This is a genomic window from Bradyrhizobium sp. McL0616 (assembly GCF_049993385.1).
Lineage (GTDB): Bacteria > Pseudomonadota > Alphaproteobacteria > Rhizobiales > Xanthobacteraceae > Bradyrhizobium.
This window is the reverse complement of sequence record NZ_CP188255.1, coordinates 7925110-7949008: the sequence shown is the minus strand read 5'-3', so window position 1 is coordinate 7949008 and position 23899 is coordinate 7925110. Positions and strand designations below refer to the sequence as shown.

18 protein-coding genes are annotated in these 23899 nt (G+C 64.6%); 8 read left to right on the top strand and 10 right to left on the bottom strand.

From position 1 onward, the window contains the following. Window positions 1–136: 136 nt before the first annotated feature. Window positions 137–535, bottom strand: coding sequence for an MAPEG family protein (locus ACPPVR_RS38360; RefSeq protein WP_426611670.1), 399 nt, complete (start codon window positions 533–535; stop codon window positions 137–139). A gap of 80 nt (window positions 536–615) precedes the next feature. On the opposite strand from ACPPVR_RS38360, the gene hemH reads away from it, so the two are divergent. The 4 genes from hemH (at window position 616) to ACPPVR_RS38340 (ending at window position 4372) form a co-directional block, all read left to right on the top strand. After that, complete coding sequence (gene hemH / locus ACPPVR_RS38355) at window positions 616–1653, top strand: ferrochelatase (protein WP_426611669.1); 1038 nt, start codon at window positions 616–618, stop codon at window positions 1651–1653. A gap of 8 nt (window positions 1654–1661) precedes the next feature. Beyond that, window positions 1662–2627 (top strand): ABC transporter substrate-binding protein, encoded by a 966-nt coding sequence (locus tag ACPPVR_RS38350; protein ID WP_426611668.1) that lies wholly within the window; start codon window positions 1662–1664, stop codon window positions 2625–2627. Window positions 2628–2857: 230 nt separating this feature from the next. Continuing rightward, on the top strand, window positions 2858–3853 hold the full coding sequence (locus ACPPVR_RS38345) for an SPFH domain-containing protein (protein ID WP_426611667.1): 996 nt from the start codon (window positions 2858–2860) through the stop codon (window positions 3851–3853). 75 nt (window positions 3854–3928) lie between these two features. After that, window positions 3929–4372 (top strand): NfeD family protein, encoded by a 444-nt coding sequence (locus ACPPVR_RS38340; protein WP_426611666.1) that lies wholly within the window; start codon window positions 3929–3931, stop codon window positions 4370–4372. 111 nt (window positions 4373–4483) lie between these two features. Here the strand turns inward: ACPPVR_RS38340 and ACPPVR_RS38335 are convergent, their stop codons facing one another. Continuing rightward, window positions 4484–4822, bottom strand: a complete 339-nt coding sequence (locus tag ACPPVR_RS38335) for a winged helix-turn-helix transcriptional regulator (RefSeq protein ID WP_426611665.1) — start codon at window positions 4820–4822, stop codon at window positions 4484–4486. A gap of 72 nt (window positions 4823–4894) precedes the next feature. On the opposite strand from ACPPVR_RS38335, the gene ACPPVR_RS38330 reads away from it, so the two are divergent. Next, window positions 4895–5452: a carboxymuconolactone decarboxylase family protein gene (locus tag ACPPVR_RS38330; protein ID WP_426611664.1), complete on the top strand. Its 558-nt coding sequence runs from the start codon at window positions 4895–4897 to the stop codon at window positions 5450–5452. Between the two features lie 99 nt (window positions 5453–5551). Here ACPPVR_RS38330 and ACPPVR_RS38325 read toward each other — a convergent pair whose 3' ends face one another. Then, window positions 5552–6559 carry a KpsF/GutQ family sugar-phosphate isomerase gene (locus ACPPVR_RS38325; protein ID WP_426611663.1) on the bottom strand — a complete coding sequence of 336 codons (1008 nt, stop codon included), beginning with the start codon at window positions 6557–6559 and terminating at the stop codon, window positions 5552–5554. Window positions 6560–6750: 191 nt separating this feature from the next. Here ACPPVR_RS38325 and ACPPVR_RS38320 point away from each other — a divergent pair, with 191 nt between their 5' ends. Continuing rightward, window positions 6751–8493, top strand: coding sequence for an outer membrane beta-barrel protein (locus tag ACPPVR_RS38320; RefSeq protein ID WP_426611662.1), 1743 nt, complete (start codon window positions 6751–6753; stop codon window positions 8491–8493). A gap of 138 nt (window positions 8494–8631) precedes the next feature. Here the strand turns inward: ACPPVR_RS38320 and ACPPVR_RS38315 are convergent, their stop codons facing one another. From ACPPVR_RS38315 to ACPPVR_RS38305, 3 genes are all read right to left on the bottom strand, one after another. After that, window positions 8632–10083, bottom strand: coding sequence for a glutamate synthase subunit beta (locus tag ACPPVR_RS38315; protein ID WP_426611661.1), 1452 nt, complete (start codon window positions 10081–10083; stop codon window positions 8632–8634). Between the two features lie 144 nt (window positions 10084–10227). Beyond that, the gene (gene gltB, locus ACPPVR_RS38310) at window positions 10228–14961 is read right to left on the bottom strand and encodes a glutamate synthase large subunit (RefSeq protein ID WP_426611660.1); all 4734 of its coding nucleotides are present in this window, start codon (window positions 14959–14961) and stop codon (window positions 10228–10230) included. Between the two features lie 81 nt (window positions 14962–15042). Beyond that, window positions 15043–15462: a hypothetical protein gene (locus tag ACPPVR_RS38305; protein WP_426611659.1), complete on the bottom strand. Its 420-nt coding sequence runs from the start codon at window positions 15460–15462 to the stop codon at window positions 15043–15045. Here ACPPVR_RS38305 and ACPPVR_RS38300 point away from each other — a divergent pair. Continuing rightward, on the top strand, window positions 15461–16225 hold the full coding sequence (locus ACPPVR_RS38300; protein ID WP_426611658.1) for a hypothetical protein: 765 nt from the start codon (window positions 15461–15463) through the stop codon (window positions 16223–16225). The two genes, ACPPVR_RS38305 and ACPPVR_RS38300, sit on opposite strands and share 2 nt — an antisense overlap. A gap of 44 nt (window positions 16226–16269) precedes the next feature. Here the strand turns inward: ACPPVR_RS38300 and ACPPVR_RS38295 are convergent, their stop codons facing one another. Both ACPPVR_RS38295 and ACPPVR_RS38290 read right to left on the bottom strand, forming a co-directional pair. Beyond that, complete coding sequence (locus ACPPVR_RS38295; protein ID WP_426611657.1) at window positions 16270–17055, bottom strand: alpha/beta fold hydrolase; 786 nt, start codon at window positions 17053–17055, stop codon at window positions 16270–16272. A 224-nt stretch (window positions 17056–17279) separates the two neighbouring features. Then, window positions 17280–17741, bottom strand: coding sequence for an Hsp20 family protein (locus ACPPVR_RS38290; protein WP_426611656.1), 462 nt, complete (start codon window positions 17739–17741; stop codon window positions 17280–17282). 209 nt (window positions 17742–17950) lie between these two features. Here ACPPVR_RS38290 and ACPPVR_RS38285 point away from each other — a divergent pair, with 209 nt between their 5' ends. Further along, on the top strand, window positions 17951–18898 hold the full coding sequence (locus ACPPVR_RS38285) for an alpha/beta fold hydrolase (RefSeq protein WP_426611655.1): 948 nt from the start codon (window positions 17951–17953) through the stop codon (window positions 18896–18898). Between the two features lie 144 nt (window positions 18899–19042). Here ACPPVR_RS38285 and ACPPVR_RS38280 read toward each other — a convergent pair whose 3' ends face one another. After that, the gene (locus tag ACPPVR_RS38280; RefSeq protein ID WP_426611654.1) at window positions 19043–21799 is read right to left on the bottom strand and encodes a di-heme-cytochrome C peroxidase; all 2757 of its coding nucleotides are present in this window, start codon (window positions 21797–21799) and stop codon (window positions 19043–19045) included. Between the two features lie 185 nt (window positions 21800–21984). Further along, window positions 21985–23781, bottom strand: a complete 1797-nt coding sequence (locus tag ACPPVR_RS38275) for an adenylate/guanylate cyclase domain-containing protein (protein ID WP_426611653.1) — start codon at window positions 23779–23781, stop codon at window positions 21985–21987. Window positions 23782–23899: the final 118 nt, after the last annotated feature.

Here is a 23899-nt window from a genome sequence, read left to right as displayed (position 1 = left end):
GGTGGCTCACCGCGTAGCGGTGAGACGGGTGAGGGGTTCTCTCCCCGTGAACCTCTTGCAGATGAGTAGGGGATAGAACCCCTCATCCGGCGCTTCGCGCCACCTTCTCCCACAAGGGGAGAAAGAAAAAAGAACCTCACACCGGCAGAAACCGCTTCAACAGCGGCATGAAGAAAATCCCGAGGTTGATCGCAAAGCCGATGCTCCAGAGGATGGAGCGCAGCGTCGGGCGGTTGCCGAGATAGGTCAGCACATAGGCGATCCGCACGATCAGGAATAGCACGGCGAGCTCGTCGATCAACCGCTGTGGCGAATCCCTGAATTCGGCGAGCAGCACCGCGAAGGCGAAGAACGGGAAGGTCTCGATGCCGTTGTGGTGCGCGCCGAGCGCGCGCTGCGCGATGGCGTCCTCATAGAAGGCGGGATCACGCGGCCGCGAATTGTCGAAGCCGCGAAACCTGATCCATTTGATCGAGGCAATCGTTAAGAGATAGAGCAGCAGCGCCCCGAATACGCACCATTCCGCCAGCGTCATGGTTCCTCCCCCTCCATGCCGACCCTAGCGAAACCGGCCCAATCTTGACAAGTTCAGAGCAACGCGCGACGCAACGGATCATGACGACCATCGTCCCCATCGAGACCGCGAAAACGGCCGGCCAATCCGGCCAGCCGCGCGTCGGCGTGCTGCTGGTCAATCTCGGGACGCCCGACACCGCCGACGCCCCGGGCGTGCGGGTCTATTTGAAGGAATTCCTGTCGGACCCCCGCGTCATCGAGGACCAGGGCCTGATCTGGCAGCTGGTGCTGAACGGCATCATCCTGCGCAGCCGTCCCCGCACCAAGGCGCTCGATTACCGGAAGATCTGGAACAACGAGCGGAACGAGTCGCCGCTGAAAACCATCACGCGCTCACAGAGCGACAAGCTCGCAGCCGCGCTGTTGGACCGCGCGCATGTCGTGGTGGATTGGGCGATGCGCTACGGCAATCCCTCGATCAAGTCGGGCATCGATGCCCTGATCGCGAAGGGATGCGACCGCATCCTCGCCGTGCCGCTTTACCCGCAATATTCGGCGCCGACCTCGGCGACCGTCTGCGACGAGGTTTTCCGTGTGCTCTCATGCCTGCGCGCGCAGCCGACGCTGCGGGTGACGCCGCCCTACTATGAGGACGAGGCCTATATCGAGGCGCTCGCCACCTCGATCGAGGCGCATCTCGCCACGCTGCCGTTCAAGCCGGAGCTGATCGTCGCCTCCTTCCACGGCATGCCGAAGTCCTATGTCGAGAAGGGCGATCCCTATCAGGGCCACTGCGTCGCCACCACCGAGGCGCTGCGCCGCAGGCTCGGGATGGACGAGACAAAACTGCTGCTGACCTTCCAGTCGCGCTTCGGCAATGACGAGTGGCTCCAGCCCTACACCGACAAGACGATGGAGCGCCTTGCAAAAGAAGGCGTGCGCCGCATCGCGGTGGTGACACCCGGCTTTTCCGCCGACTGCCTGGAGACGCTGGAGGAGATCGCGCAGGAGAATGCCGAGATATTCAAGCACAATGGCGGCGAGCAGTTTTCGGCGATCCCCTGCCTCAATGACAGCGATCCCGGTATGGACGTGATCCGCACCCTGGTGCTGCGCGAGCTTCAGGGCTGGATCTGATGCGCCCCATGAATCGCCGCGAACTCCTGGCGCTTCTCGGGACGATCACGGCGCTGCCGCCCTCGGCCCTGGCGCAGCAGCCGAACGCGCCGCGCCTGCTCGGCGTGCTCTCGGTCACCGCCGATGAGGTGATAGGGCAGACCCGCCTGGCCGAGGCGCTCGTCGCCCATGGCTGGAAAGAGCAAGGTAATCTCAAGATCGACTGGCGCAGCGGCGCCGGCGACCGAGCGCCCATCGCCCGGCTTGCCGACGAGCTGATCGCGCTCAAGCCCGACATCCTGCTCGCGATCGGCACGCCGTCGGTGGAAGAACTGCGCCAGCGTACCGCGACGATTCCGATCGTGTTCGCGGTGGTGACCGATCCCGTCAGCCAGGGTTTTGTCAAAAACCTCGCGCATCCCGGCGGCAACATCACCGGCTTCACCGATTATGATGGCCCGCTCGCCGGCAAATGGCTGGAGATGCTGATGCAGATCACGCCGCACGTCGCCCGCGTCCTCGTCGTCTACAATCCCGCCACCGCGCCGTTCGCGCCCCTGATGCTGCGCACGATCGAGGATGCCGCGCGAACGCTTCACGTGACGGTCGAGCCTGCACCGGTGCACGACGCGCCGTCGATCGCCGCGCTGGCCTCGCGCAAGGACGGCGGCCTCCTGGTCCTGCCGGACTTCTTCACCATGGCCAACCGTGCGGGTCTGCTCGCGGCCATCCATGAGGCGCACCTGCCGGCGGTGTTCTGGAGCCGCACCTTCGTCGACGAGGGCGGGCTGATGTCCTACAGCACCGACAGCGCCGAGCAGCTGCGCCGCGCCGCCTCCTATATCGATCGCATCCTCAAGGGCGCGCAGGCCGCCGACCTTCCGGTCCAGAATCCCACCAAGTTCGAGCTCGCCATCAACCTGAAGACGGCAAAAGCGCTCGGCGTCACCATTCCCCCAAGCCTGCTCGCAACCGCGAACGACGTCATCGAATAGGGCTGTCCCATGACGGCCGGCATTGTCCGATTCGTTAACGTTTGCCGCTAGGTCTGCGCCCGCGCGCTTTCAAGAGCGCCTTGCAAATACATAATCGTGACCATTCCCTCTCCGTGCGTCTTGTGCAGTATTGCGTGGATACCGACGTTACTCGCGACCGCTGAACCGGTAGGGTTGTGATCCCGACCAATCACAGCGCGGGAAGGGGCTTTTCCCGCCTTGGAGGAAATATGAGCGGTTTCGATATTTTCGCAATTGTTCTGGTTTTGCTTGTCATCATCACGCTCTTCGCCGGCGTGAAGACGGTGCCGCAGGGGTTTGACTGGACCATCGAGCGGTTCGGCAAATACACCCGCACGCTGGCGCCGGGGCTGAACCTGATCGTCCCCTATTTCGATCGGGTCGGGCGCAAGATGAACATGATGGAGCAGGTGATCAACATTCCCGAGCAGGAGGTGATTACCAAGGACAACGCCACCGTGACGGTCGACGGCGTCGCCTTCTTCCAGGTTTTCGACGCCGCCAAGGCGAGCTACGAGGTCGCCAATCTCACCCAGGCGATCATCGTGTTGACCATGACCAATATCCGTTCGGTGATGGGCTCCATGGACCTCGACCAGGTGCTGTCGCATCGCGACGAGATCAACGAGCGCCTGCTGCGCGTCGTCGATGCCGCAGTCTCGCCCTGGGGTCTCAAGGTCAACCGGATCGAGATCAAGGACATCGTACCGCCCGCCGACCTCGTCGAGGCGATGGGCCGGCAGATGAAGGCCGAGCGTGTCAAGCGCGCCGACATTCTCCAGGCCGAAGGCCAGCGCCAGTCGGAAATCCTGCGCGCCGAGGGCGCCAAGCAGGGCCAGATCCTCCAGGCCGAGGGCCGCAAGGAGGCCGCGTTCCGCGATGCCGAGGCCCGCGAGCGTTCCGCGGAAGCCGAGGCCAAGGCAACCCAGATGGTCAGCGAGGCCATCTCCAAGGGCGACGTAGCGGCGTTGAACTACTTTATCGCCGACAAATATATTAAGGCGTTCGGGCAGTTCGCTGATGCACCGAACCAGAAGGTCATCATGCTGCCGATGGAGGCGATGAGCTTGCTGGGTTCGCTCGCCGGCATCGGCGAGATCGCCAAGGCGACGTTCGGCGAAAGTGCTGCGTCTGCGACCGCCGCCGCCCGCCGTGGTTCGGTGCCCACATCGGGCTCCGCTCCGCCGACGGTGCCGCCGCAGTAGGGCTCTGCGCATGACCCGGAAAAGTGGGCACCGGTTTTCCGATAAGGTCATGCGCTCTTATAAAGAGGTCGTGTCATGACCGACATGTTCGTATCGCTCGGCACCTGGAACTGGCTGATCTTCGGCTTCATCCTCATGGCGCTGGAGGTGATGGCGCCGGGGGTGTTCCTGTTCTGGCTGGGGCTCGCAGCGTTGCTGGTCGGCCTGATCTCGTTCGCTGTTGTCGCGTCCTGGCAGATCCAGCTTGTCATGTTCGCGGTCTTCGCAGCCGCCGCCGTACCGGTGTGGCGCCGGCTGGCGCGCGGCCGGACGGACGCAAGCACGAGCCCGTTCCTCAACAAGCGCACCGAGGCGCTGCTGGGCCGCGAGTTCACGTTGGAGAAACCGATCATCGACGGTAACGGCACGGTGCGCATCGGCGACACGGTGTGGCGCGTCGCGGGCCCGGATACGCCGGCCGGGACAAAGGTGAAGGTGGTGCAGGTCGACGGCGCGAATCTGACGGTCGCAGCGGCCTAGTCCACCGTCATTGCGAGCGAAGCGAAGCAATCCAGAATCTTTCCGCGGGTACAATCTGGATTGCTTCGCTTCGCTCGCAATGACGAATCGGTTGCGGCGGTATCGCCAGACTTAGGCACCGCTCTTGCTGCGCCACCTCTCCGCGAACCTGTGCAGAGGCATGAACGTCTCGCAGAGCTCACGCCCGAGCGCCGTCAGCCCATAACCTCCGGCCTCGCCCAGCTCCACGAACCCCGCCTCGCGCAACTCCGACAGCCGTGCTTGCAGCACGGTCGGCGAGGCTTCGTCGCAGGCCGTGCGCAATGCGCGGGAGGTGAGGGGCGCGTCGTGTAACTCCCACAATATGCGCAGGGTCCACCGTTGGCCGAGCAGGTCGAGCAGGGCTATGATCGGCCGTCCGGTGCGCGAGCCGCGGACGCTGCGTGTTTTGGAGCCAGCCTGTTTCGCCATCGGTGCCCTCTTGCGATGTGCTACAAATAATGTAGCGTATTGCTACGATAAATGTAGCAACGGAGGCGACCCATGTCCCAGCCGACGCCGCGCATCGCGCCGCTCGCGCCGCCTTATCCCCCGGAGATCCAGGCGCAGTTCGACCGCATCATGCGCGGCGCACCGCCGCTGGTGCTGTTCCGGGTGATGGCGGGGCACACCCGCGCCTGGGACAAATTCCGCGCCGGCGGTCTGCTCGATCCGGGGCCGCTGTCGTTGCGGGAACGAGAGATCGTCATCGATCGGACGACCGCGCTGAACCGCTGCGAATATGAGTGGGGCGTGCATGTCGCGATCTTTGCCGGGCCGGCGAAGCTCACTGAAGAGGAAGTTCGCGCGACCGTTCTGGGCGATGCGTCATCAGCCTGCTGGTCAGTGGCCGAGCAGGCGCTGATCGCAGCCGTCGATGCGCTGCATCACCGCGCCACGTTCACCGACGCGGAGTTTTCCGCGCTGTCGGCGCATTACGACGAGGCGCAGATTTTGGAGATCATGTTGCTGTGCGGCTTCTACCGCACGGTGTCGTATCTCGCGAACGGAATTCGGCTGCCGCTGGAAGAGAAGGCGGCGCGGTTTCCGGCCCAGCTCTAACCGCTGTCATTGCGAGCGTAGCGAAGCAATCCAGAATCTTTCCGCGGAGGCAGCCTGGATTGCTTCGCTGCGCTGGCAATGACGAGGAGGCAGTGTGCGCTACGCCACGCCCGCTCGCAGCAGATCGTGCAGATGCACGATACCCACGACCTTGTCCGCCTCGGTCACGACCAGCGTCGTGATCTTGCGGGTGTTGAGCACCTCGATCATCTCGCTGGCGAGCATCGAGGGCGGCACGGTCTTGGGTTGCTTCGTCATGATGTCATCGACCGACACCGTCAAAAGATCAGGTCGCATGTGGCGGCGCAGGTCGCCGTCAGTGATGATGCCGACGGCCTCGCCGGCGTCGTTGACGATGCAGACGCAGCCAAGCCCCTTGGCCGACATCTCCATCACCGCGTCCGACATCTTGGTGCCGAGCGGCTTGACCGGAATCTCGGCGCCGGTACGCATGTAGTCGCGGACGAATTTCAGCATCGCCCCCAGCTTGCCGCCGGGGTGGAAGTGCGCGAATTCCAGCGCGGTGAAGCCGCGGCCTTCGAGCAGCGCGATCGCAATGGCGTCGCCGATCGCGGCCTGCATCAGGGTCGAGGTGGTCGGTGCCAGATTGTGCGGACAGGCCTCGCGCGCCTTCGGCAGCTCGATGACGATGTCGGCGGCCTGACCCAGCGAGGACGCCGCGTTCGACGTCACCGCGATCATCGGGATGGCAAAGCGCGCCGAATAATTCACGAGGGTTTTCATCTCCGGCTGCTCGCCGGACCAGGACAGCGCCATGATGACGTCATCGGTCGTGATCATGCCGAGGTCGCCATGGGCAGCTTCGGCGGTGTGGACGAAGAAGGCGGGCGTGCCGGTCGAGGCCAGCGTCGCCGCGATCTTGCGCGCCATGTGGCCGGACTTGCCGAGCCCCGTGACGATGACGCGGCCCTCGGCCTGGCGGATCAGGTCGACCGCCTTGGCAAACGCCTCGCCCAGCGGGCCGCGCAGAGCGGCTGCGAGCGCGTTGATGCCGCCGCTCTCCGTCTCCAGCGTGCGGAGCGCGGATTCGACGCTTGTAGGGGTGGGGCCGGATGATTGGGTCATCAGCGGTTTCGAACTCGGCATGCTCTGATCCAGGGAGGTGGGCGAGTGCCCGTTGGTGCCTGCTTAGCACGCCCCGGCCATTGAGGCGACGTGACCGCCCCAACCCGCAACGGGTCATTAACCATAAATGTTTTAACTCCATTAACGATGGCTCCTGCCTGTTCGCGGGAGCCTATCTCGGAAGTATCTGATTTCGTTGGAGTTATTCCATCGTGGGGTCGCCTCCAGGTAGGGGCCGGAACAGTCGCGCGTACGCCTTTCGCGCCGCTTTGCCATGCCTGCTGCTGACTGCGCTGGAAACTGCGCCCGCGGCCGCCCAGAGCCTGACGCCCGACCTGTTCAATCCCAACCGCGGCGGCTTCATCTCGCCTGACACGCTGCCGACGCGCCGCACGGCGGGCGCGCCGCAGGCGCCGTCGGATACGATCCCGATGCCGCCGGATCCCAACGCCGATCCGCGCAAGAGCGCCGAGACGCCAGCGCCGTCGCGCATCGGTCAGGTACCGACCTACGGCTTGCCCGCAGCGAACGGCGCCAGCAGCTCGGGCTACGACTCGCTGAACCGCAAGCGTCAGCAGCCAAAGCTTTATCCCGGACAGCCGAAGCCGAAGCGTGCCGTCGGCCCCGGCTCGCCGGTGCCGTTAGCGACGCCGGACCCCAGCCTCGGCCCGCCGCGCATCGCGCCGCCGCCGTCCGAGACCGCGCACAAGACACCGGTGCCGCCGGCGATGGCGGGCACTGTGCCCGGCCAGCCCCTGCGCCGCCGCCTCAGGGCCGACGACGATGCGTTCGGCGCGGTCGGCGACTACGCCGGCAGCTTCCTGATCAAGGGTGGTCTCGAGCTCTCCACCGGCTACGACACCAATCCGGCTCGTCTTCAAAAGCCCGTCGGCTCGCCCGTGGTCGTGGTCGCGCCCGATCTCCTCGTGGCCTCGGACTGGGAGCGCCACGCGCTGGTCGCTGACTTACGCGGCTCGTTCTCGGGCTACACCAACAACATGCCGGCGACGATCGACGGCTTCGCCTCGCCCTCGCCGGTCGAGATCAACCGCCCCGATTTCACCGGCCATGTCGACGGCCGCTTCGACGTCGACCGCGATCTCAAGCTGACCTCGCAATTCCGGCTGCGGCTCGCCACCGACAATCCCGGCAGCCCAAACGTGCAGGCGGGTCTGCTGAAATATCCGATCTACGCCACCTATGGCGGCACCTTCGGCTTCGACCAGACTTTTAATCGCTTCCAGGTCGCGGCCGGCGCCACCATCGATCGCACCGCCTACACGGACTCCAAGCTCACCGACGGCTCGACCTTCAGCAATGACGACCGCGACTTCAACCAGTATGGCGGCGTGGGGCGCTTCTCCTACGAGCTGAAGCCGGGCCTCAAGCCGTTCGTCGAGATCGAGGGCGACAGCCGCGTCCACGACCAGGCCGCCGACCGCAACGGCTACTTCCGCGATTCATCCGGCGGCTATGCCAAGGTCGGCTCGTCCTTCGAGTTCACGCGCATCCTCACCGGCGAAATCTCGGTCGGCTATGCCGCGCGCAACTATGTCGACCCGCGCCTGAGCCAACTCGCGGGCTTCCTCACCTCGGGCTCGCTGATCTGGAACGCGAGCGGCCTGACGACGGTGAAATTCGCCACCGACACGCAGATCGCCGAGACCACGATCCCCGGCTCCTCCGGCGTGCTGGTGCATACCTATGGGGCCGAAGTCGATCACGACTTCCGCCGCTGGCTCACGGCGGTCGGCAAATTCACCTACGGCACCTACGACTATCAGGACCAGAATCGCAACGACAAGACCTACTCGATCGAAGGCGACCTGATCTACAAGCTCAACCGCAATGTCTGGATCAAGGGCTCGCTGCGCCACGACATCCTGGATTCGAACCAGGCGGGTTCGAGCTCGCAGGGGACGGTGGTGATGCTGGGGGTGAGGTTGCAGAATTGATTGCTGTCATTGCCCCGCGAAGGCGGGGCATCCAGTACGCCGCTGCCCATCCGTATACGTTTGACGTCTTTGGAATACTGGATCGCCCGCTTTCGCGGGCGATGACACCGTTTGTAAATCTGGCAGCGAGCCGAGCGGCTACCGCGGCAGATCCGTCTTCCCCATCAGGAACGTATCGATCGACCGGGCGCACAGCCGGCCCTCGCGGATGGCCCACACCACCAGCGACTGGCCGCGGCGCATGTCGCCTGCCGAGAACACGTTCGGGCGTGAGGTCTGGTAGTCGAGCATGTTGGCCTTGACGTTGCCGCGCGGGTCGAGGTCGACCGACAGCAGCTTGAGCAGGCCCTCGTGCACGGGATGGACGAAGCCCATCGCGAGCAGGATGAGCTCGGCGTCGAGCTCGAACTCGGTGCCGGCAATGGGCTTGAACTTGTCGTCGACGCGGACGCAGTGCAGCTTCTTGACCTTGCCGTTCTCGCCCGAAAACTTCTGGGTCAGCACCGCGTATTCGCGGACCGCGCCTTCGGCCTGGCTGGAGGACGTGCGCATCTTGAGCGGCCAGTTCGGCCAGGTCAGGCCCTTGTTCTCGTGCTCGGGCGGGGCGGGCATGATCTCGAGCTGGGTCACGGAGAGCGCGCCCTGGCGCAGCGAGGTGCCGATGCAGTCAGAGCCGGTGTCGCCGCCGCCGATGACGACGACATGCTTGCCGCCCGCGAGAATCTCGGTGACGCCGCCCAGCGGCTCGCTGGAGACGCGGCGGTTCTGCTGCGGCAGGAAATCCATCGCGTAGTGGATGCCGTCGAGGTCGCGGCCGGGGATCGGCAGGTCGCGCGGGGCTTCCGCGCCGCCGGTCAGCGCGACCGCGTCGTATTCGTTCAACATCTCGCGCGGGTCGACATTGCCGTCAGCGCCGACATGGCTGTTGTAGTGGAAGGTGACGCCTTCGCCTTCCATCTGTGTGATGCGGCGGTCGATGACGCCCTTCTCCATCTTGAAGTCGGGAATGCCATAACGCAGCAGACCTCCGGCCTTGGCGAACTTCTCGAACAAATGCACGTCGTGGCCAGCGCGCGCGAGCTGCTGCGCGCAGGCCATGCCGGCCGGACCCGAGCCGATCACCGCGACCTTCTTGCCGGTCTTGACGGGGGCGACCTCAGGCTTCAGCCAGCCATTATCCCAGGCACGGTCGACGATCGCGCATTCGATGGTCTTGATGGTGACGGGGTTGTCGTCGATGTTGAGCGTGCAGGACGCCTCGCACGGCGCCGGACAAATGCGCCCCGTGAACTCCGGGAAATTGTTGGTCGAGTGCAGATTGCGCGACGCCTCTTCCCAATTGCCCTGATAGACGAGGTCGTTGAAATCGGGAATCTGGTTGTTGACCGGGCAGCCGGGCGTGCCCGGCGCGACCGAGCCGGTGCCGTGGCAATAGGGAATGCCGCAATTCATGCAGCGCGCGGCCTGGTCGCGTGTTTCCTTCTCGGAGAGGGGAACGACGAACTCGTTGTAATGCTTCACGCGCTCGGCGACCGGGGTGTACTTGCGGTCGTGCCGTTCGATTTCGAGAAAACCCGTGATCTTGCCCATTAAACCCGAAGTCCCTGCCGCTTAAATTCGTTCTGTTGCTTCCCCACCGTCATTGCGAGGAGCGAAGCGACGAAGCAATCCAGTGAATACGAAGAGAAAGTCTGGATTGCTTCGCTACGCTCGCAATGACGGGCGCTGATATTCCTACGCCCCGATCGCGATTTTCGGCTCGGCGTCCGCGTTGGCCGCCATTTCGCGCAGCGCGCGCCGGTACTCGACCGGCATCACCTTGCGGAATTTGGGCAGCCAGTCCTTCCAATCGGCAAGGATGTCGGCTGCGCGCTTGGAGCCGGTCGCTTTGGCGTGGCGCGAGATCAGGACGTGCAGCCGCTCGACGTCGGAATCGAGCAGGTTCTTGAACACGTCGACCCGGCCATGCGCCTCGAGGTCACCGGTGTGGTTGTAGGTGCCGGCATTGATCAGCTCTTCCGACAGCACCGGTTCGAGCTCGACCATCGCCATGTTGCAGAGCTTGTCGAAGTCGCCAGTCTCGTCGAGCACGTATGCAATGCCGCCGGACATGCCGGCCGCGAAGTTGCGTCCGGTCTTGCCGAGCACGACGACGATGCCGCCGGTCATGTATTCGCAGCAATGATCGCCCGCGCCTTCGACGACAGCAACCGCGCCGGAGTTGCGCACGGCGAAGCGTTCGCCGGCGACACCGCGGAAATAGCACTCGCCGTCGGTCGCGCCGTACATCACGGTGTTGCCGACGATGATGCTCTCTTCCGGCACGATGGCGCTGTTTCTGGGCGGCTTGACGATGATCTTGCCGCCCGAGAGGCCCTTGCCGACATAGTCGTTGGCTTCGCCCTCGAGTTCGAAGGTGACGCCATGCGCGAGCCACGCGCCGAAGGCCTGTCCGGCGGTGCCCTTGAGGCTGACCTGGATGGTGTCATTCGGCAGGCCGGCATTGCCGTAGATCTTGGCGACCGTACCGGACAGCATCGCGCCGGCGGAACGGTTGGTGCTGTTGATCCCGGCCTCGATCTTCACCGGCGCGCCGCGGTCGAGCGCGGGCTGCGCCTGCTCGATCAGCTTACGGTCGAGCACGGCCTCCAGATGATGGTTCTGGCGCTCGGAGTGGTAGATCTTCTGGCCCTTCTCTTCCTTCTGCTTGACGAACAGCTTTGAGAAGTCGAGGCCCTTGGCCTTCCAGTGCGCGACCAGCTTGGTCTGGTCGAGCAACTGAACCTGGCCAATCATCTCGTTGAAGGTGCGGAAGCCGAGCGAAGCCATGATCTCGCGGACTTCCTCGGCGACGAAGAAGAAGTAGTTGATCACGTGCTCGGGCTGGCCGGTGAAACGCTTGCGCAGGACCGGGTCCTGGGTCGCGACTCCGACCGGGCAGGTGTTGAGATGGCACTTGCGCATCATGATGCAGCCGGCCGCGATCAGCGGCGCGGTAGCAAAGCCGAACTCGTCGGCACCCAGCAGCGCGCCGATCACAACGTCACGTCCGGTGCGGAAACCGCCGTCGACCTGGACCACGATGCGGCTGCGCAGCCGCTCGCGCACCAGCGTCTGGTGGGTTTCGGCGAGACCGATTTCCCAGGGGCTGCCGGCATGCTTGATCGAGGTCAACGGCGAAGCGCCGGTGCCGCCCTCGAAGCCCGCAATCGTAACATGGTCAGCGCGCGCCTTGGCGACGCCTGCTGCGACCGTGCCGACGCCGATCTCGGAGACGAGCTTGACCGAGACGTCACCGGTCGGGTTGACGTTTTTGAGGTCGTAGATGAGCTGCGCCAGATCCTCGATCGAGTAGATGTCGTGATGCGGCGGTGGCGAGATCAGGCCGACGCCCGGTGTCGAGTGCCGGACCTTGGCGATGGTCGCGTCGACCTTGTGGCCGGGCAACTGGCCGCCTTCGCCGGGCTTGGCGCCCTGCGCCATCTTGATCTGCATCATGTCGGAGTTGACGAGATACTCCGTGGTGACGCCGAAGCGGCCCGAGGCGACCTGCTTGATCGCCGAGCGCATGCTGTCGCCGTTCGGCAGCGGCTTGAAGCGGTCGGATTCCTCGCCGCCTTCGCCGGTGTTCGACTTGCCGCCGATCCGGTTCATGGCGATCGCAAGCGTGGTGTGTGCCTCGCGCGAGATTGAGCCGAAGCTCATCGCGCCGGTGGCGAAACGCTTGACGATGTCCTTGGCCGGCTCGACCTGGTCGAGTGGCACCGGCTTGCGCTTGTCTTCCTCGGCGGTCTTGACCCGGAACAGGCCGCGCAGCGTCAGCAGACGCTCCGACTGCTCGTTGAGGATCTTTGCGAAGGCGCGATAGCGCTCCAGTGAATTGCCGCGCGCGGCGTGCTGAAGCAGCCCCACCGACTCCGCGGTCCAGGCGTGGTCCTCACCGCGGCTGCGATAGGCATATTCGCCGCCGACGTCGAGCGAGGTCTTGTAGACCAGCGCATCGCCGAACGCGTCGGCATGGCGGCGCACGGCCTCTTCCGCAATCTCGGGCAGACCCACGCCCTCGACGCGGGTATGCGTGCCGGCGAAGAACTTTCCGACGAAGTCGGCCTTGAGGCCGACCGCGTCAAAGATCTGCGCACCGCAATAGGACTGGTAGGTGGAGATGCCCATCTTGGACATCACCTTCAGCAGCCCCTTGCCGATCGACTTGATATAGCGCTTGACGATTTCGTAGTCGTCGAGCGAGCCGGGCAGGCGGTCCTTCATCGCGATGATGGTTTCGAACGCCAGGTACGGATTGATCGCCTCGGCGCCGTAGCCGGCCAGGCAGGCGAAGTGGTGCACTTCGCGCGGCTCGCCGGATTCGACGACGAGGCCGACCGAGGTGCGCAAACCGGTGCGGATCAGATGATGATGCACGGCGGCGCAGGCGAGCAGCGACGGGATCGGCACGCGATCGCTGCCGACCATGCGGTCGGACAGGATGATGATGTTGACGCCTTCGCGCACCGCGTTCTCGGCTCGGGCGCAGAGTTCGTCGAGCACCTGATCCATGCCGGCCGCACCGAGGCCGGCGTGGAAGGTGGTGTCCAGCGTGCGCGACTTGAAGTGGGATTCGGCCACTTCCGAGATCGAGCGGATCTTTTCGAGGTCCGCGTCGGTCAGGATCGGCTGACGCGCTTCGAGGCGCTTGGTGGTGGCGAGGCCTTGCAAGTCGAACAGGTTCGGCCGCGGTCCGATGATCGAGACCAGGCTCATCACCAGCTCCTCGCGGATCGGATCGATCGGCGGGTTGGTGACCTGCGCAAAGTTCTGCTTGAAGTAGGTGAAGAGCGGCTTGGCCTTGTCCGACAGCGCGGAGATCGGCGTGTCGTTGCCCATCGATCCCGCCGCTTCCTCGCCGATCGAAGCCATCGGGGTCATCAGGATAGCGATGTCTTCCTGGCTGTAGCCGAACGCCTGCTGGCGATCGAGCAGCGACAGATTGGAGCGCACGCCGGTGGTCGGCACCTTCGGCAGCTCTTCCAGCACGATCTGGGTCCGCTCCAGCCATTCCTTGTAGGGATGGCTTCGGGCGAGTTCGGCCTTGATCTCGTCGTCGGGGATGAGGCGCCCCTGCTCGAGGTCGACCAGCAGCATCTTGCCGGGCTGGAGCCGCCACTTGGTGATGATCTGGTCTTCGGGGATCGTCAGCACGCCCATCTCGGACGCCATCACGATGCGGTCGTCCTTGGTGACGAGATAGCGGGCCGGCCGCAAGCCGTTGCGGTCGAGCGTGGCGCCGATCTGGCGGCCATCGGTGAAGGCGATCGCGGCGGGGCCGTCCCACGGCTCCATCAGCGCGGCATGATATTCGTAGAAGGCGCGACGCTTCTCATCCATCAGCGGATTGCCGGCCCACGCTTCCGGAATCATCATCATGACGGCATGGGGGAGGGAATATCCGCCCTGCACAAGGAATTCGAGCGCATTGTCGAAGCAGGCGGTGTCCGACTGGCCTTCATAGGAGATCGGCCAGAGCCGGTTGATGTCCTTGCCGTAGAGCTCGGAGCTCACGGAGGCCTGGCGCGCCGCCATCCAGTTGGTGTTGCCGCGCAGCGTGTTGATCTCGCCGTTGTGCGCGATCATCCGGTAGGGATGCGCCAGCGACCACGCCGGGAAGGTGTTGGTCGAGAAGCGCTGATGCACCAGCGCGAGCGCGCTCTCGAAATCCTTCTCGTGCAAATCGGGATAGTACTTGCCGAGCTGGTCGGCGAGGAACATCCCCTTGTAGATCACGGTGCGGCAGGACATCGAGCAGGGATAATAGCCGGCGAGGCCGCGGTCGCGGCGCTGATAGATCGCCTGCGAGATCGACTTGCGCAGGATGTAGAGCCGGCGCTCGAAATCGTCCTCGGTCTTGGCGGTGCCGTTGCGGCCGATGAACACCTGCATGCAGGCGGGCTCGGTCGGCTTCACGGTGACGCCGAGCGAGGAATTGTCGGTCGGTACGTCGCGCCAGCCGAGCAGCGTCAGGCCTTCTTCCTTGATCTGGTCGGCGATGATGCTCTTGATGACGTTACGCCAGGCGGTGTCGCGCGGCATGAACAGCGCGCCGATCGCGTATTCGCCAGGCTGAGGCAACGTGAAGCCGAGCTCCTTGGCCTTGCGGCTGAAGAAGGCATGCGGGATCTGCACCAGAATGCCGGCGCCGTCACCGGCGCGCGGGTCGGCGCCGACAGCGCCGCGATGCTCAAGGTTGCAGAGAATGCTGAGCGCGTCCGAGACGATCTCGTGCGACTTCTTGCCCTTGATGTTGGCGATGAAGCCGACGCCGCAGGAATCCTTTTCCAGGCTCGGATCGTAGAGGCCGACGGCCGGCGGACGCGAATTGTGTTCCTGAATCGGATCGGTCGTTTTCGAGGCGATCGTCGCCGACAGCTCTTCTGCCACGATGTTTGCGCGCTCGAATTGCGACCCGTTCATGTCCTCGTCCTCTCCGTGCGGCAAGCTGCCTCACCGCTATCTTCGGCGCACCTTGGGCGTTCCGCGGCACCCGCTTCTGGGTCACCGCTCGTCCGCTGCGAGCCGCATTTTCTTAAATTCAGGCCAAGAATTCAGGCCAAGGCGTTCTTCGTCCCCGAGAACGGCTTTGCCTGTTGTCTCCTGGCGCTCGAAAGCACCGACTTTCGTTGCAATCCCTATGCCGGAACCGCAAGCAAAATGAGACAGTCTTCCTGTCCTAACCATCACCTTGCCAAATTTTTGTCTATCACACAAGCGCGTGCAAGTCCCGATTCCCGGAGTGTCAATCATCGCTTTCCGCATGGCGCGCGGCCCAGCTTTTGAAGCAAACGCGCCCTGATCCGCCCAAGCCCCGCCGGAATCCCCAATGAAGCTTCGCCTCAGCCCTTCGAACCGAGCGCCACGCCGCAAGAAGCGAAAGAGCGCGAGACGTTGGGGGCCTGACAGGAGCGTGTCGATCATGAAGTTTTTCACAGGATGTGTGGCCGCAGCCGCGCTGGCGCTGGTGGCAAATGCCGCTGCGGCGCAGGTCGGGGCGAACGGAGCGGCGCGAGGGGGCTATGTCGGGGTTTCCGATATCGACGGTCCGTACGGGCCGCCGGAAGTTCCGCCGGCCCCGCCGCCGCGTTATGGCTATGGTTATGGCTATGGCGATGAGCGCGGCCCCGCGCCGTCGCTGCTGCCGGCAACCGAGGTCTATGCCGTGCTGCGCGACAACGGCTTCTCGCCGCTCGGCATCCCCCGTCTGCGCGGCGCGGTCTATACCATTGCGGTGATCGACCACCGCGGCGATGACGGGCGCCTGATAATCGACGCCCGCGACGGCCGGATCATCCGCTTCATGCCGGCCGCTGACGCCTATGGCATGGCCCCGGCCTATCAGGAGCGCGCCGTTGCGCCTTACGGCCCGCAAAGCGCGCTGCCGCCGCCGACCGCGATCCGCGGCGGCCCGCCGCGGCCGCCGGCCCCAATCCCGCATGTCGCCAGCCGCACCGTCCCGTTGCCCAAGGCCGCCCCGCCGCGTGGCGAGACGCCGGTGGCGGTGGCCAAGCCGACGTCGGAACCGCAGGCCCAACCGGCTCAGCCCTCACAGCAGGCAGCGGCCGTACAGTCCAAGCCCGCCGATGCAGCGCCGCCTGCTGCCGCTCCGACGGTTGGGCAGGCCAAGCCCGCGGCGACGATTTTGCCGACGCAGGATATGCCGGCGGCGCAGGGGTTGGATTAGGCCTGAGCAAACCAAAAGCGCCCGAAGAACTCGGGCGCTTTTCGTCACCGCGACTGTGCCTCAGCTATGCCCAGCCCCGCCGCTTCCAGGATCAGCTTCGCCACCTCCTTCGGATGCGACACCAGCGAGAGGTGGCCGGCATCAAGCTCGATCGTGGTCGCGTTCATGCGCTTGGCGAGGAAGCGCTCGAAGTCCGGGTTGATCGTGCCGTCGTTCTTCGACACCGCGTACCAGCTCGGCTTCGTGTGCCAGGCGGCCTCAGTGGTGCGGCCGGCGAAGATCGACGCTGCCGTCGGCCATTGCACGGCGTAGAGCTCCTTCGCCCGCTCCGGCGTGACGCCGTTGGCGAAATACTTCAGAAAGGCGTCTTCCGAGAGCTTTGTAAAACCGTCGCGCTCGACGATGCCGGCACGGGCAGGTCCCGCCGGAAACTGCTTCGACAACGTCACGAAGTCTTCGTTCGCATCGGGGGCGCGCGCGGCGATATAGACGAGGCCGGTGACCTTCGGATCGGTGCCGACCTGGCTGATCACGGTGCCGCCCCAGGAATGCGCGACCAGCACGGTCGGACCATCCTGCTCGGCCAGCACGCGCTTGGTCGCCTCGACCGACTCGGCGAGCGAGCCGAGCGGATTCTGCACGGCGGTGACGTTGAGGCCGGCGGCCTGGAGGATCGGGATCACCTCCGACCAGCTCGAGCCGTCAGCCCAGGCGCCATGCACCAGCACGACGTTCTTCGCCTTCACGGTCTGCGGGGTCTGGGCGTGAGCGAGGCTGATGGGGGCCGCCAGCAGGCTCGCAGCGACGAAAAGGCTGCGCCAGAAAGTCATGATCGTTCTCCGTCTTGTTTTTGGGTCGATATCCCAAGGACGGAGCGCGGGGCGGTGGCGTTACATCGGCTCACAGCTCTGTGATGCGGTGCGAAAAAGCATCCAAACAAACGGTGTCGTCCCAGCGTAGTGCGCAATTGCGCATTAGGCCGGGACGACATCGAGCAAAAAAAACGCCCCGGGGCACCGGGGCGTTTTCGCAACCTGGAAGTGGCGTGCGTGTTTTAAGCGGCGGCCGAGTTCTCGATCACCTGCGCGCCTTGCGCGCCGGCGTTGATCGCGATCTGGCGCGGCTTCTTGGCCTCGGGAATCTCGCGCACGAGGTCGACGTGAAGCAGGCCGTTCTCGAGCGAGGCATTCTTCACCTGCACGAAATCGGCAAGCTGGAAGGCGCGCTCGAAGGCCCGCGCGGCGATACCGCGATAGAGCACTTCGGACTTGCTGTTCTCGTTGGCGACTTTCTCGCCCTTGATCGTCAGCGTGTTTTCCTTCGCGACGATGGAGAGCTCATCCTTGGCGAAGCCGGAGACCGCAACGGTGATGCGGTAGTCGTTTTCGCCGGTACGCTCGATATTATAGGGGGGATAACCGGGGCTGCCGTCCGAGCTCGTCTGGTCGAGCAAATTGAAGAGACGGTCGAAGCCGACGGTGGAACGGTAAAAGGGAGTCAGATCGTAGGTACGCATGGTCAAGTCCTCCATTGAGCGACTGTGGTGGCAACCCGCCCGCCAATCGGGCCGGGCATTCGTCTGTGTGCAGCCTGATGTTCCGGTTCCGAAACACTGGTAGCGGCCTGCACCATGGTGATATGGGTTTTGGGAAACTGCGTTCAAGAGGGCGGCAATCTGCGCCTTTTCGGCGCTCCCAGCCCTTGATTGTCAGCATTTCCGGCCCAATGACGCTGATCTCGATTCCATCCAATCCCGTCCCCGAAGACGTCGTCAGCGGCACCATCAAGACGCCCGACGGCGCGGAGCTGCGCTTCGCGCGCTGGGCGCCGCCGGCGAACCGCAAGGGCACCGTCTGCGTCTTCACCGGACGCAGCGAGCAGATCGAGAAATATTTCGAGACGGTGCGCGACCTGCGCGACCGCGGCTTTGCGGTGGCGATGATCGACTGGCGCGGGCAGGGCCATTCCTCGCGCCGCCTGCGCGATCCGCGCAAAGGCTATGTGCGCGACTTCTCCGATTTCGAGATCGACGTCGAGACCTTCGTGCAGCAGGTGGTGCTGCCGGACTGCCCGCCGCCGTTCTTCGCGCTCGCCCATTCCATGGGCGGTGCGGTGATGCTTCGGGTGGCGCATGCAGGCAAACGCTGGTTCGACCGCATGGTGCTGTCGGCGCCGATGATCGACCTGCCGGGCCGCGCCACCTCGTTTCCGGTGCGGGCGCTGCTCAAGACGATGCGGCTGACGGGGCAGGGCGGCAGCTACGTTCCCGGCGGCAACGATCGCCTCACCGGGCTCGATCCCTTCATCAACAATCCCCTCACCAGCGACCCCGTGCGCTACGCGCGCAATGCGGCGATCCTGGAGGAGGATCCGACGCTCGGGCTGGCGTCACCGACGGTCGCCTGGGCCGATACGGCCTTCAGGGCGATGAAAACCTTCAAGGGCATGAGCTACCCGTCCGAAATCCGCCAGCCGATCCTGATGCTGGCGGCGTCCAACGACACCGTGGTTTCGACCGCGGCGATCGAGGAATTCGCCTATCACTTACCGGCCGGCTCCCATCTCGTGATCGCAGGCGCCAAGCACGAAATCCTCCAGGAGCAGGATCGCTACCGCTCCCAATTCTGGGCCGCCTTCGACGCCTTCGTGCCGGGCACGCCGCTGTTCAAGTGAGGAAGACCCGGACGCTTCGGGAGCCACTGTTCGTTCCACAATCGCCGTCATGCCCGGGCTTGTCCCGGGCATCCACGACTTTGTTGCACCAGCGGAGAACGTAGATGGCCGGGACAAGCCCGGCCATGACGACGATAGTTCTCGCTACAGCGTCTTCAGATACTCGATCAAATCGTAGCGCTCCGCATCGTCCTTGAACATGCGGCCGATCACGCTGGGGCGTTTCGGTTCGCCTTCCTTGCGTTCGAAGGAATGGCCGAGCACGCTGTTGCCCTGGACCGGATCCTTCTGCGACCCTGCGGTAAATTCCGTTTCGCCCGTCTTGCACCGCTCTCCCGATGTGACCGCAAAACCGACGTCTTTCGGATCGTAGTCGCGGCGGCCCATGCAGAACTTTGTCGGTCGCTCGTTCTGCGGTTTCAGCAGCCAGTACAGCGAAGGCACCGAGCCATTGTGCAGATAGGGCGCGGTGGCCCAGATGCCGTTCAGCGGGCGCGCGCGATAGCGCGGTCCGGGCGCCGGGTTGAGGCAGTTCTTACGCGCCAGATTCCATATTTGCGCCCGCTCTGCGTCCGGGGTCTTGGCGTCATCCATCCATTTGCGGGCGACGAGGTCGACGACCGTCATCAGCCCCAGCGCGTACACCATCTCGGTCGGCGAACTCGCGGTCGGGATGTCGCATTGCCACCATTTCTGGAGGTCGGCCGTATTCACCTTCAGGAAGCCGGGCACGTCGACGATCCTGTCGCTGAGCACACGGGACTGTTCGGGGTCGGTCTTGATCTCGTCGGTGGGGATCGTCACCGCGTTCAGGACCTTGCTGTCGCCGCTTGGCTCCCAATGCCCCGACGACCAGAAGGCTGGGGTGTCGACGGCCGGCAGGTGGCATCCGGAGCACATCTCCGCGTAGATCTTGCGCCCATTGTCGACCTTGGTCTGGTCGAGCTTCCATGCGTCACCGAGGATCTGCGACGGCCATTTCGGCGCCAGCAGGCCGCCGAACTTCTTCGCGGCGGCGGAGTCGGCCGCCTTGAACGGATCGGGGCCCCTGAGCATGTCCTCGATCCAGCCAAGTGTGTTGATATGGACCGAGGAACGCCACAGCCTGTCTTCCGGATAGGCGTCGGACAGGTTGAGCAGCGCCGTCACGCCGAGCCCTTCACCGGCGTTGCGGATCAGCGGCTGCTCGATCGAGGCGTCGTATTGGGCGAATTTGAACCACGGCACGGTCCAGATCGCGGGGTAGCTGACCGGCGCGTCCTGGGCATGCAGGTTCTTTTCGAATCCCTTGACCCCGCTCAAGGCGAAATCCTGCGAGAAGACCTGGTTGCCGATCCGGTTGAGGGCGTCGAGGCGGCCGAACCCTTCCTCGGTGTCCGTCTGCACCTTCTTGTCCCAGGTCTGCTTGTGCTTGATCGTGTCGTCGTACTTGTTTTGCCAGTCGAGCAGGAATTTGCCGATCACGCCCAGCTTCTGCTCGAGCGCATCGCGGTCCGCCTTGCTGGCCTCAGCGCCGAGCACGCGATCGGCGAAGCGCTGGAAGCGGAACGGCATATAGAGCGTGTAGGCGATGGACAGGCCGGTCGAGAGCTCGAGCTTTTTCAAATCGGTCATCGCCGGGCCGCCGTCGAAGCGCACGTCGATGCCTTGGTAATGGATCTGGCCGGTGTGGCAGGCCGCGCAGGTCAGGCCGATCTTGTCCTCTTCGCGATGGCCCGTCGCGGGATCGGTGACGCCGGTCATCCGCGCGAAGCCGACCGGCAGGCCGTCGACATTCTCGGCCGGGGTCCATTTGGTCGACCAGTCCGGCACCTGCGTCGTCTCGTAGACATTGGCGTAGCCGAAGCGGCGCAGCGTCGTCACGTCGGTCTGGATCGATTGCGGGCTGGGGATGAAGCCGAAGCGCTCGAGATAGGCGCTGTCCTTCATCATGCCCGGCCGAGAGACCAGATGAAGCCGCGGCTGCTCCAGCGCCATGAACCAGTCATAGGGCACCGGGAAGGTCGCGGTGCCCTGGCTGGTGTGGTGGAACCAGTGTCGGTCCTTCAGTGACCAGTTTTGCTCGAGCCAATAGGCTGCCGTCGTCTCCGGGAGTTTGGGCAAAGGCGGCGGCAGCGCCTGCGCGAGCTTCTGTGGCAGGACTGCGCGGACCTGGTTGGGGAATTCCGCGACCGCAACGACGGCCAGAAGAGCGGCGGCGAAGAGGGCCGCGACGATCCCGAGCGCCCAGCGAAACCTGAGCGTGCAGGTCGACAGAATCGGCTGCGATACGATCCGCTGATCGATGCGGGCAGGGAATTGGCGCTCGTTCAACAGCGTCCGCACGTCGGCGATGCCGAGGTAGCGGTCCTTGCCCTCGCCCTTGCCCATGATCTTCAACAGGACCGGCCATTCGAACTTCATCAGCAGCGGGTAGTACCAGCGCGCAGCGTCGCCGGCGCGCTTGAGGTTGTCGCGCATGAAGATGTCGATTTCGGAGGCGTTGAGGCCCGGCTCGGTGCCGCCGCCGGCCGGATCGGTGTAGGTCCGGCCGAAGCTCGCAAGCCGCGCGATCTCGTCCTCATTGACGTTGCCGTCGACCCCGAGGATGCGCGATCCGGCGCCGAGCTTGTCCAGCGGACCGCCGCGCAGCGCATTGAGCTGCGCGCCGGACCAGATGCTCTTGAAGATGTGACCGATCCCGTTCGCGATCAGCGCGACGCCGCGGACCTGGATGCGGGCAAAAACTTTCTTCGGCCCCTTTTCGCCGCTCGCATTCGCGATGGTCTGTGACAGCGTGTTGAGCGGGACGGTGCCGCCGTCGACGAACCCCTCGCCGACGAGGCCGCGGAGGAACGGGCAGGGATTGTCCGGCGAGACCTGGATTGAGGGATCGAAGGGCTTCTTGCGGGAGGCATCCATCGGTCAAAATCCTGAAAGAAGCGAATCGTGAAAAGCGGCCGCGCCGATCAAGCGCGGAAATTCCTAACAAAAAGACAGCGGACGCCGAAGCACAATACTACTTCTGCGTGTGACGAAGTGTGGCTGAATTCACTGTGGTGTCAATAAAGTCGGGCGTGATATCGCGGCGCAGAAGCGGTTTGGCCTCAGGATTCGGCTGCGCGTTTGACGTCGCTCTGGACCAAGGTGAGCTTGCCGAGCGGCACGCCCGCCTTCAAGAGCCCCTCGCGGTAATGCGCAAGGTCCTCGGGCCGCTTCCAGTGAAAATTCCGCAAGTGCCGGTCGACATTCAGGGTCGGGTAGTTGCCCATCAGCACGGAGGTCGCCTCGATCGCCTCGCCGGTCCGTCCCAGCTGCGCCAGTGCGGCGGCGCGGATCGCCAGGGCCTGCAAGTGGTTCGGGTTGACGTAGAGCTGCTCGCGGGCCCACGACAGGGTCGCGTCATATTGGCCGACGAGATAGTGGCTGAAGGCGTTCAGCGCCGCCCATTGATAGCGCGGGTCGCTGTTGTCGCGTTGGGCCGCGATCGAGAACAGCTCGATCGCCTGGCGGTGCTCGCCGATCACGAAATGGCAGATGCCGAGCACACCGCGCGCGCCCATGTCGTAGGGGTTGAGGGCGACCGCGCGCTTGGCGGCGTCCATCGCGGCCTCGTCATGACCTTCCAGCGCATGCGCCCAGGACAGGATCGAGAACGCAAAGGACGAGCGCGGGTCGAGCCGGACGCTGGTCTCGGCGAGGCCCATCGCCTCCGACCACATCTCGCGGGTGCCCTTGACCCAGCCGAACTGGATGCTCTGGATCTGGATCGTGGCGAGATAGGCGTGCGCGATCGACAGTTTTGGATCGAGCGCGATCGCCTCCCGGAACAGGGCGACCGCCGTGTCCAGATCCTCCTTGGTCTGCCGGTAGTAATGCGACAGACCTTTCAGGAAGCGGTCCCAGGCGGTGATGTCGGTGGTCGGACGCGCCGGCGCGGAGGCCTCGGCCCGGACGATCTCGGTGGCGATGGCGGCGGACAAATTGGTCGTGATCTCGTCCTGCATCGCGAAGAGATCGCCGATGTCGCGGTCGTAGCGCCCGGTCCAGAGCTGCTCGCCGGTCTCCGGCGCGACCAGCTCGGCGGTGACGCGGATCTTGGCTCCGGCGCGCCGCACCGAACCCTGGATCAAATAGGTGGCGTCGATCTCGCGCGCGATCAGGCGGGTGCTCGCGTTCTTGCCCTTGAAGGTGAAGGTCGAGTTGCGGCTCAGCACGCGGTAGAAGGATTGCAGCGACAGCGCGTGGATCAGATCCTCGGTCAGACCGTCGGAGAAATATTCGTCCCGGGCGTCGCTGAGATTGGCGAAGGGCAGCACGCCGACGATCGCGGTGCGGTACTGCTGGGAGAGCGCGGATCCTTCCTTCAGCTCGGGCGCAAGTGCCGGCGCACCCTCGGGCGTCCAGGTCCAGACCCCGACCGGATCCTTGATGTTCTTGAAGCGGTGATTGCCGGCATCGTTCAGCGGCACGGTGAGATGCCTGCTCGCCTCCCCGTAGGCCTTGGCCGAGATCGCGAACCCGCCGGGGCTGGCCACGGATTCGAGGCGGACGGCAATGTTGACGTCGTCGCCGAACACCTCGTCCTCGTCGGCGATGACGTCGCCCATATGGATGCCGAGACGGAATTGCATGGCGCGGTCGGCGGGCAGATGGTGATTGCGTTCCGCCATCAGCACCTGCATCGCGATCGCGGCCTCGGCGGCGCCGACGATGGAGGGGAACTCCAGCAGGAAGCCGTCGCCGGTGTTCTTCACGACGCGGCCGCCATGATTGAGGATGATGGGGTGGATCGCGCTGCGATGGGCCTTGAAGACGGCATGCGTGCCGGCCTCGTCACTGCCCATCATGCGCGAATACCCGGCGACATCGGCGCAGACGATGGCAGCCAGACGTCTTTCCATATCCTCGGAGCTCCAAAGGAGGGGGACCAGCCACGGCGTGGCGGCGCCCGCGAATCCCGCATTTCAAGAACCCGGCCTTTATAGAGCAGATGAGGCCGAGCGAAAGTATGAACCGCAT

Excerpts from the sequence above, each read along its gene's own strand:
- ACPPVR_RS38330 (WP_426611664.1), top strand. The coding sequence starts at position 4,895 with ATGTCCCAGCCGACGCCGCGCATCGCGCCGCTCGCGCCGCCTTATCCC.
- ACPPVR_RS38345 (WP_426611667.1), top strand. The coding sequence starts at position 2,858 with ATGAGCGGTTTCGATATTTTCGCAATTGTTCTGGTTTTGCTTGTCATC.
- gltB (WP_426611660.1), bottom strand. The coding sequence starts at position 14,961 with ATGAACGGGTCGCAATTCGAGCGCGCAAACATCGTGGCAGAAGAGCTG.
- ACPPVR_RS38305 (WP_426611659.1), bottom strand. The coding sequence starts at position 15,462 with ATGATCGACACGCTCCTGTCAGGCCCCCAACGTCTCGCGCTCTTTCGC.
- ACPPVR_RS38275 (WP_426611653.1), bottom strand. The coding sequence starts at position 23,781 with ATGGAAAGACGTCTGGCTGCCATCGTCTGCGCCGATGTCGCCGGGTAT.
- ACPPVR_RS38295 (WP_426611657.1), bottom strand. The coding sequence starts at position 17,055 with ATGACTTTCTGGCGCAGCCTTTTCGTCGCTGCGAGCCTGCTGGCGGCC.
- ACPPVR_RS38280 (WP_426611654.1), bottom strand. The coding sequence starts at position 21,799 with ATGGATGCCTCCCGCAAGAAGCCCTTCGATCCCTCAATCCAGGTCTCG.
- ACPPVR_RS38350 (WP_426611668.1), top strand. The coding sequence starts at position 1,662 with ATGAATCGCCGCGAACTCCTGGCGCTTCTCGGGACGATCACGGCGCTG.
- ACPPVR_RS38300 (WP_426611658.1), top strand. The coding sequence starts at position 15,461 with ATGAAGTTTTTCACAGGATGTGTGGCCGCAGCCGCGCTGGCGCTGGTG.
- ACPPVR_RS38335 (WP_426611665.1), bottom strand. The coding sequence starts at position 4,822 with ATGGCGAAACAGGCTGGCTCCAAAACACGCAGCGTCCGCGGCTCGCGC.
- ACPPVR_RS38340 (WP_426611666.1), top strand. The coding sequence starts at position 3,929 with ATGACCGACATGTTCGTATCGCTCGGCACCTGGAACTGGCTGATCTTC.
- ACPPVR_RS38285 (WP_426611655.1), top strand. The coding sequence starts at position 17,951 with ATGACGCTGATCTCGATTCCATCCAATCCCGTCCCCGAAGACGTCGTC.
- ACPPVR_RS38360 (WP_426611670.1), bottom strand. The coding sequence starts at position 535 with ATGACGCTGGCGGAATGGTGCGTATTCGGGGCGCTGCTGCTCTATCTC.
- hemH (WP_426611669.1), top strand. The coding sequence starts at position 616 with ATGACGACCATCGTCCCCATCGAGACCGCGAAAACGGCCGGCCAATCC.
- ACPPVR_RS38315 (WP_426611661.1), bottom strand. The coding sequence starts at position 10,083 with ATGGGCAAGATCACGGGTTTTCTCGAAATCGAACGGCACGACCGCAAG.
- ACPPVR_RS38325 (WP_426611663.1), bottom strand. The coding sequence starts at position 6,559 with ATGCCGAGTTCGAAACCGCTGATGACCCAATCATCCGGCCCCACCCCT.
- ACPPVR_RS38290 (WP_426611656.1), bottom strand. The coding sequence starts at position 17,741 with ATGCGTACCTACGATCTGACTCCCTTTTACCGTTCCACCGTCGGCTTC.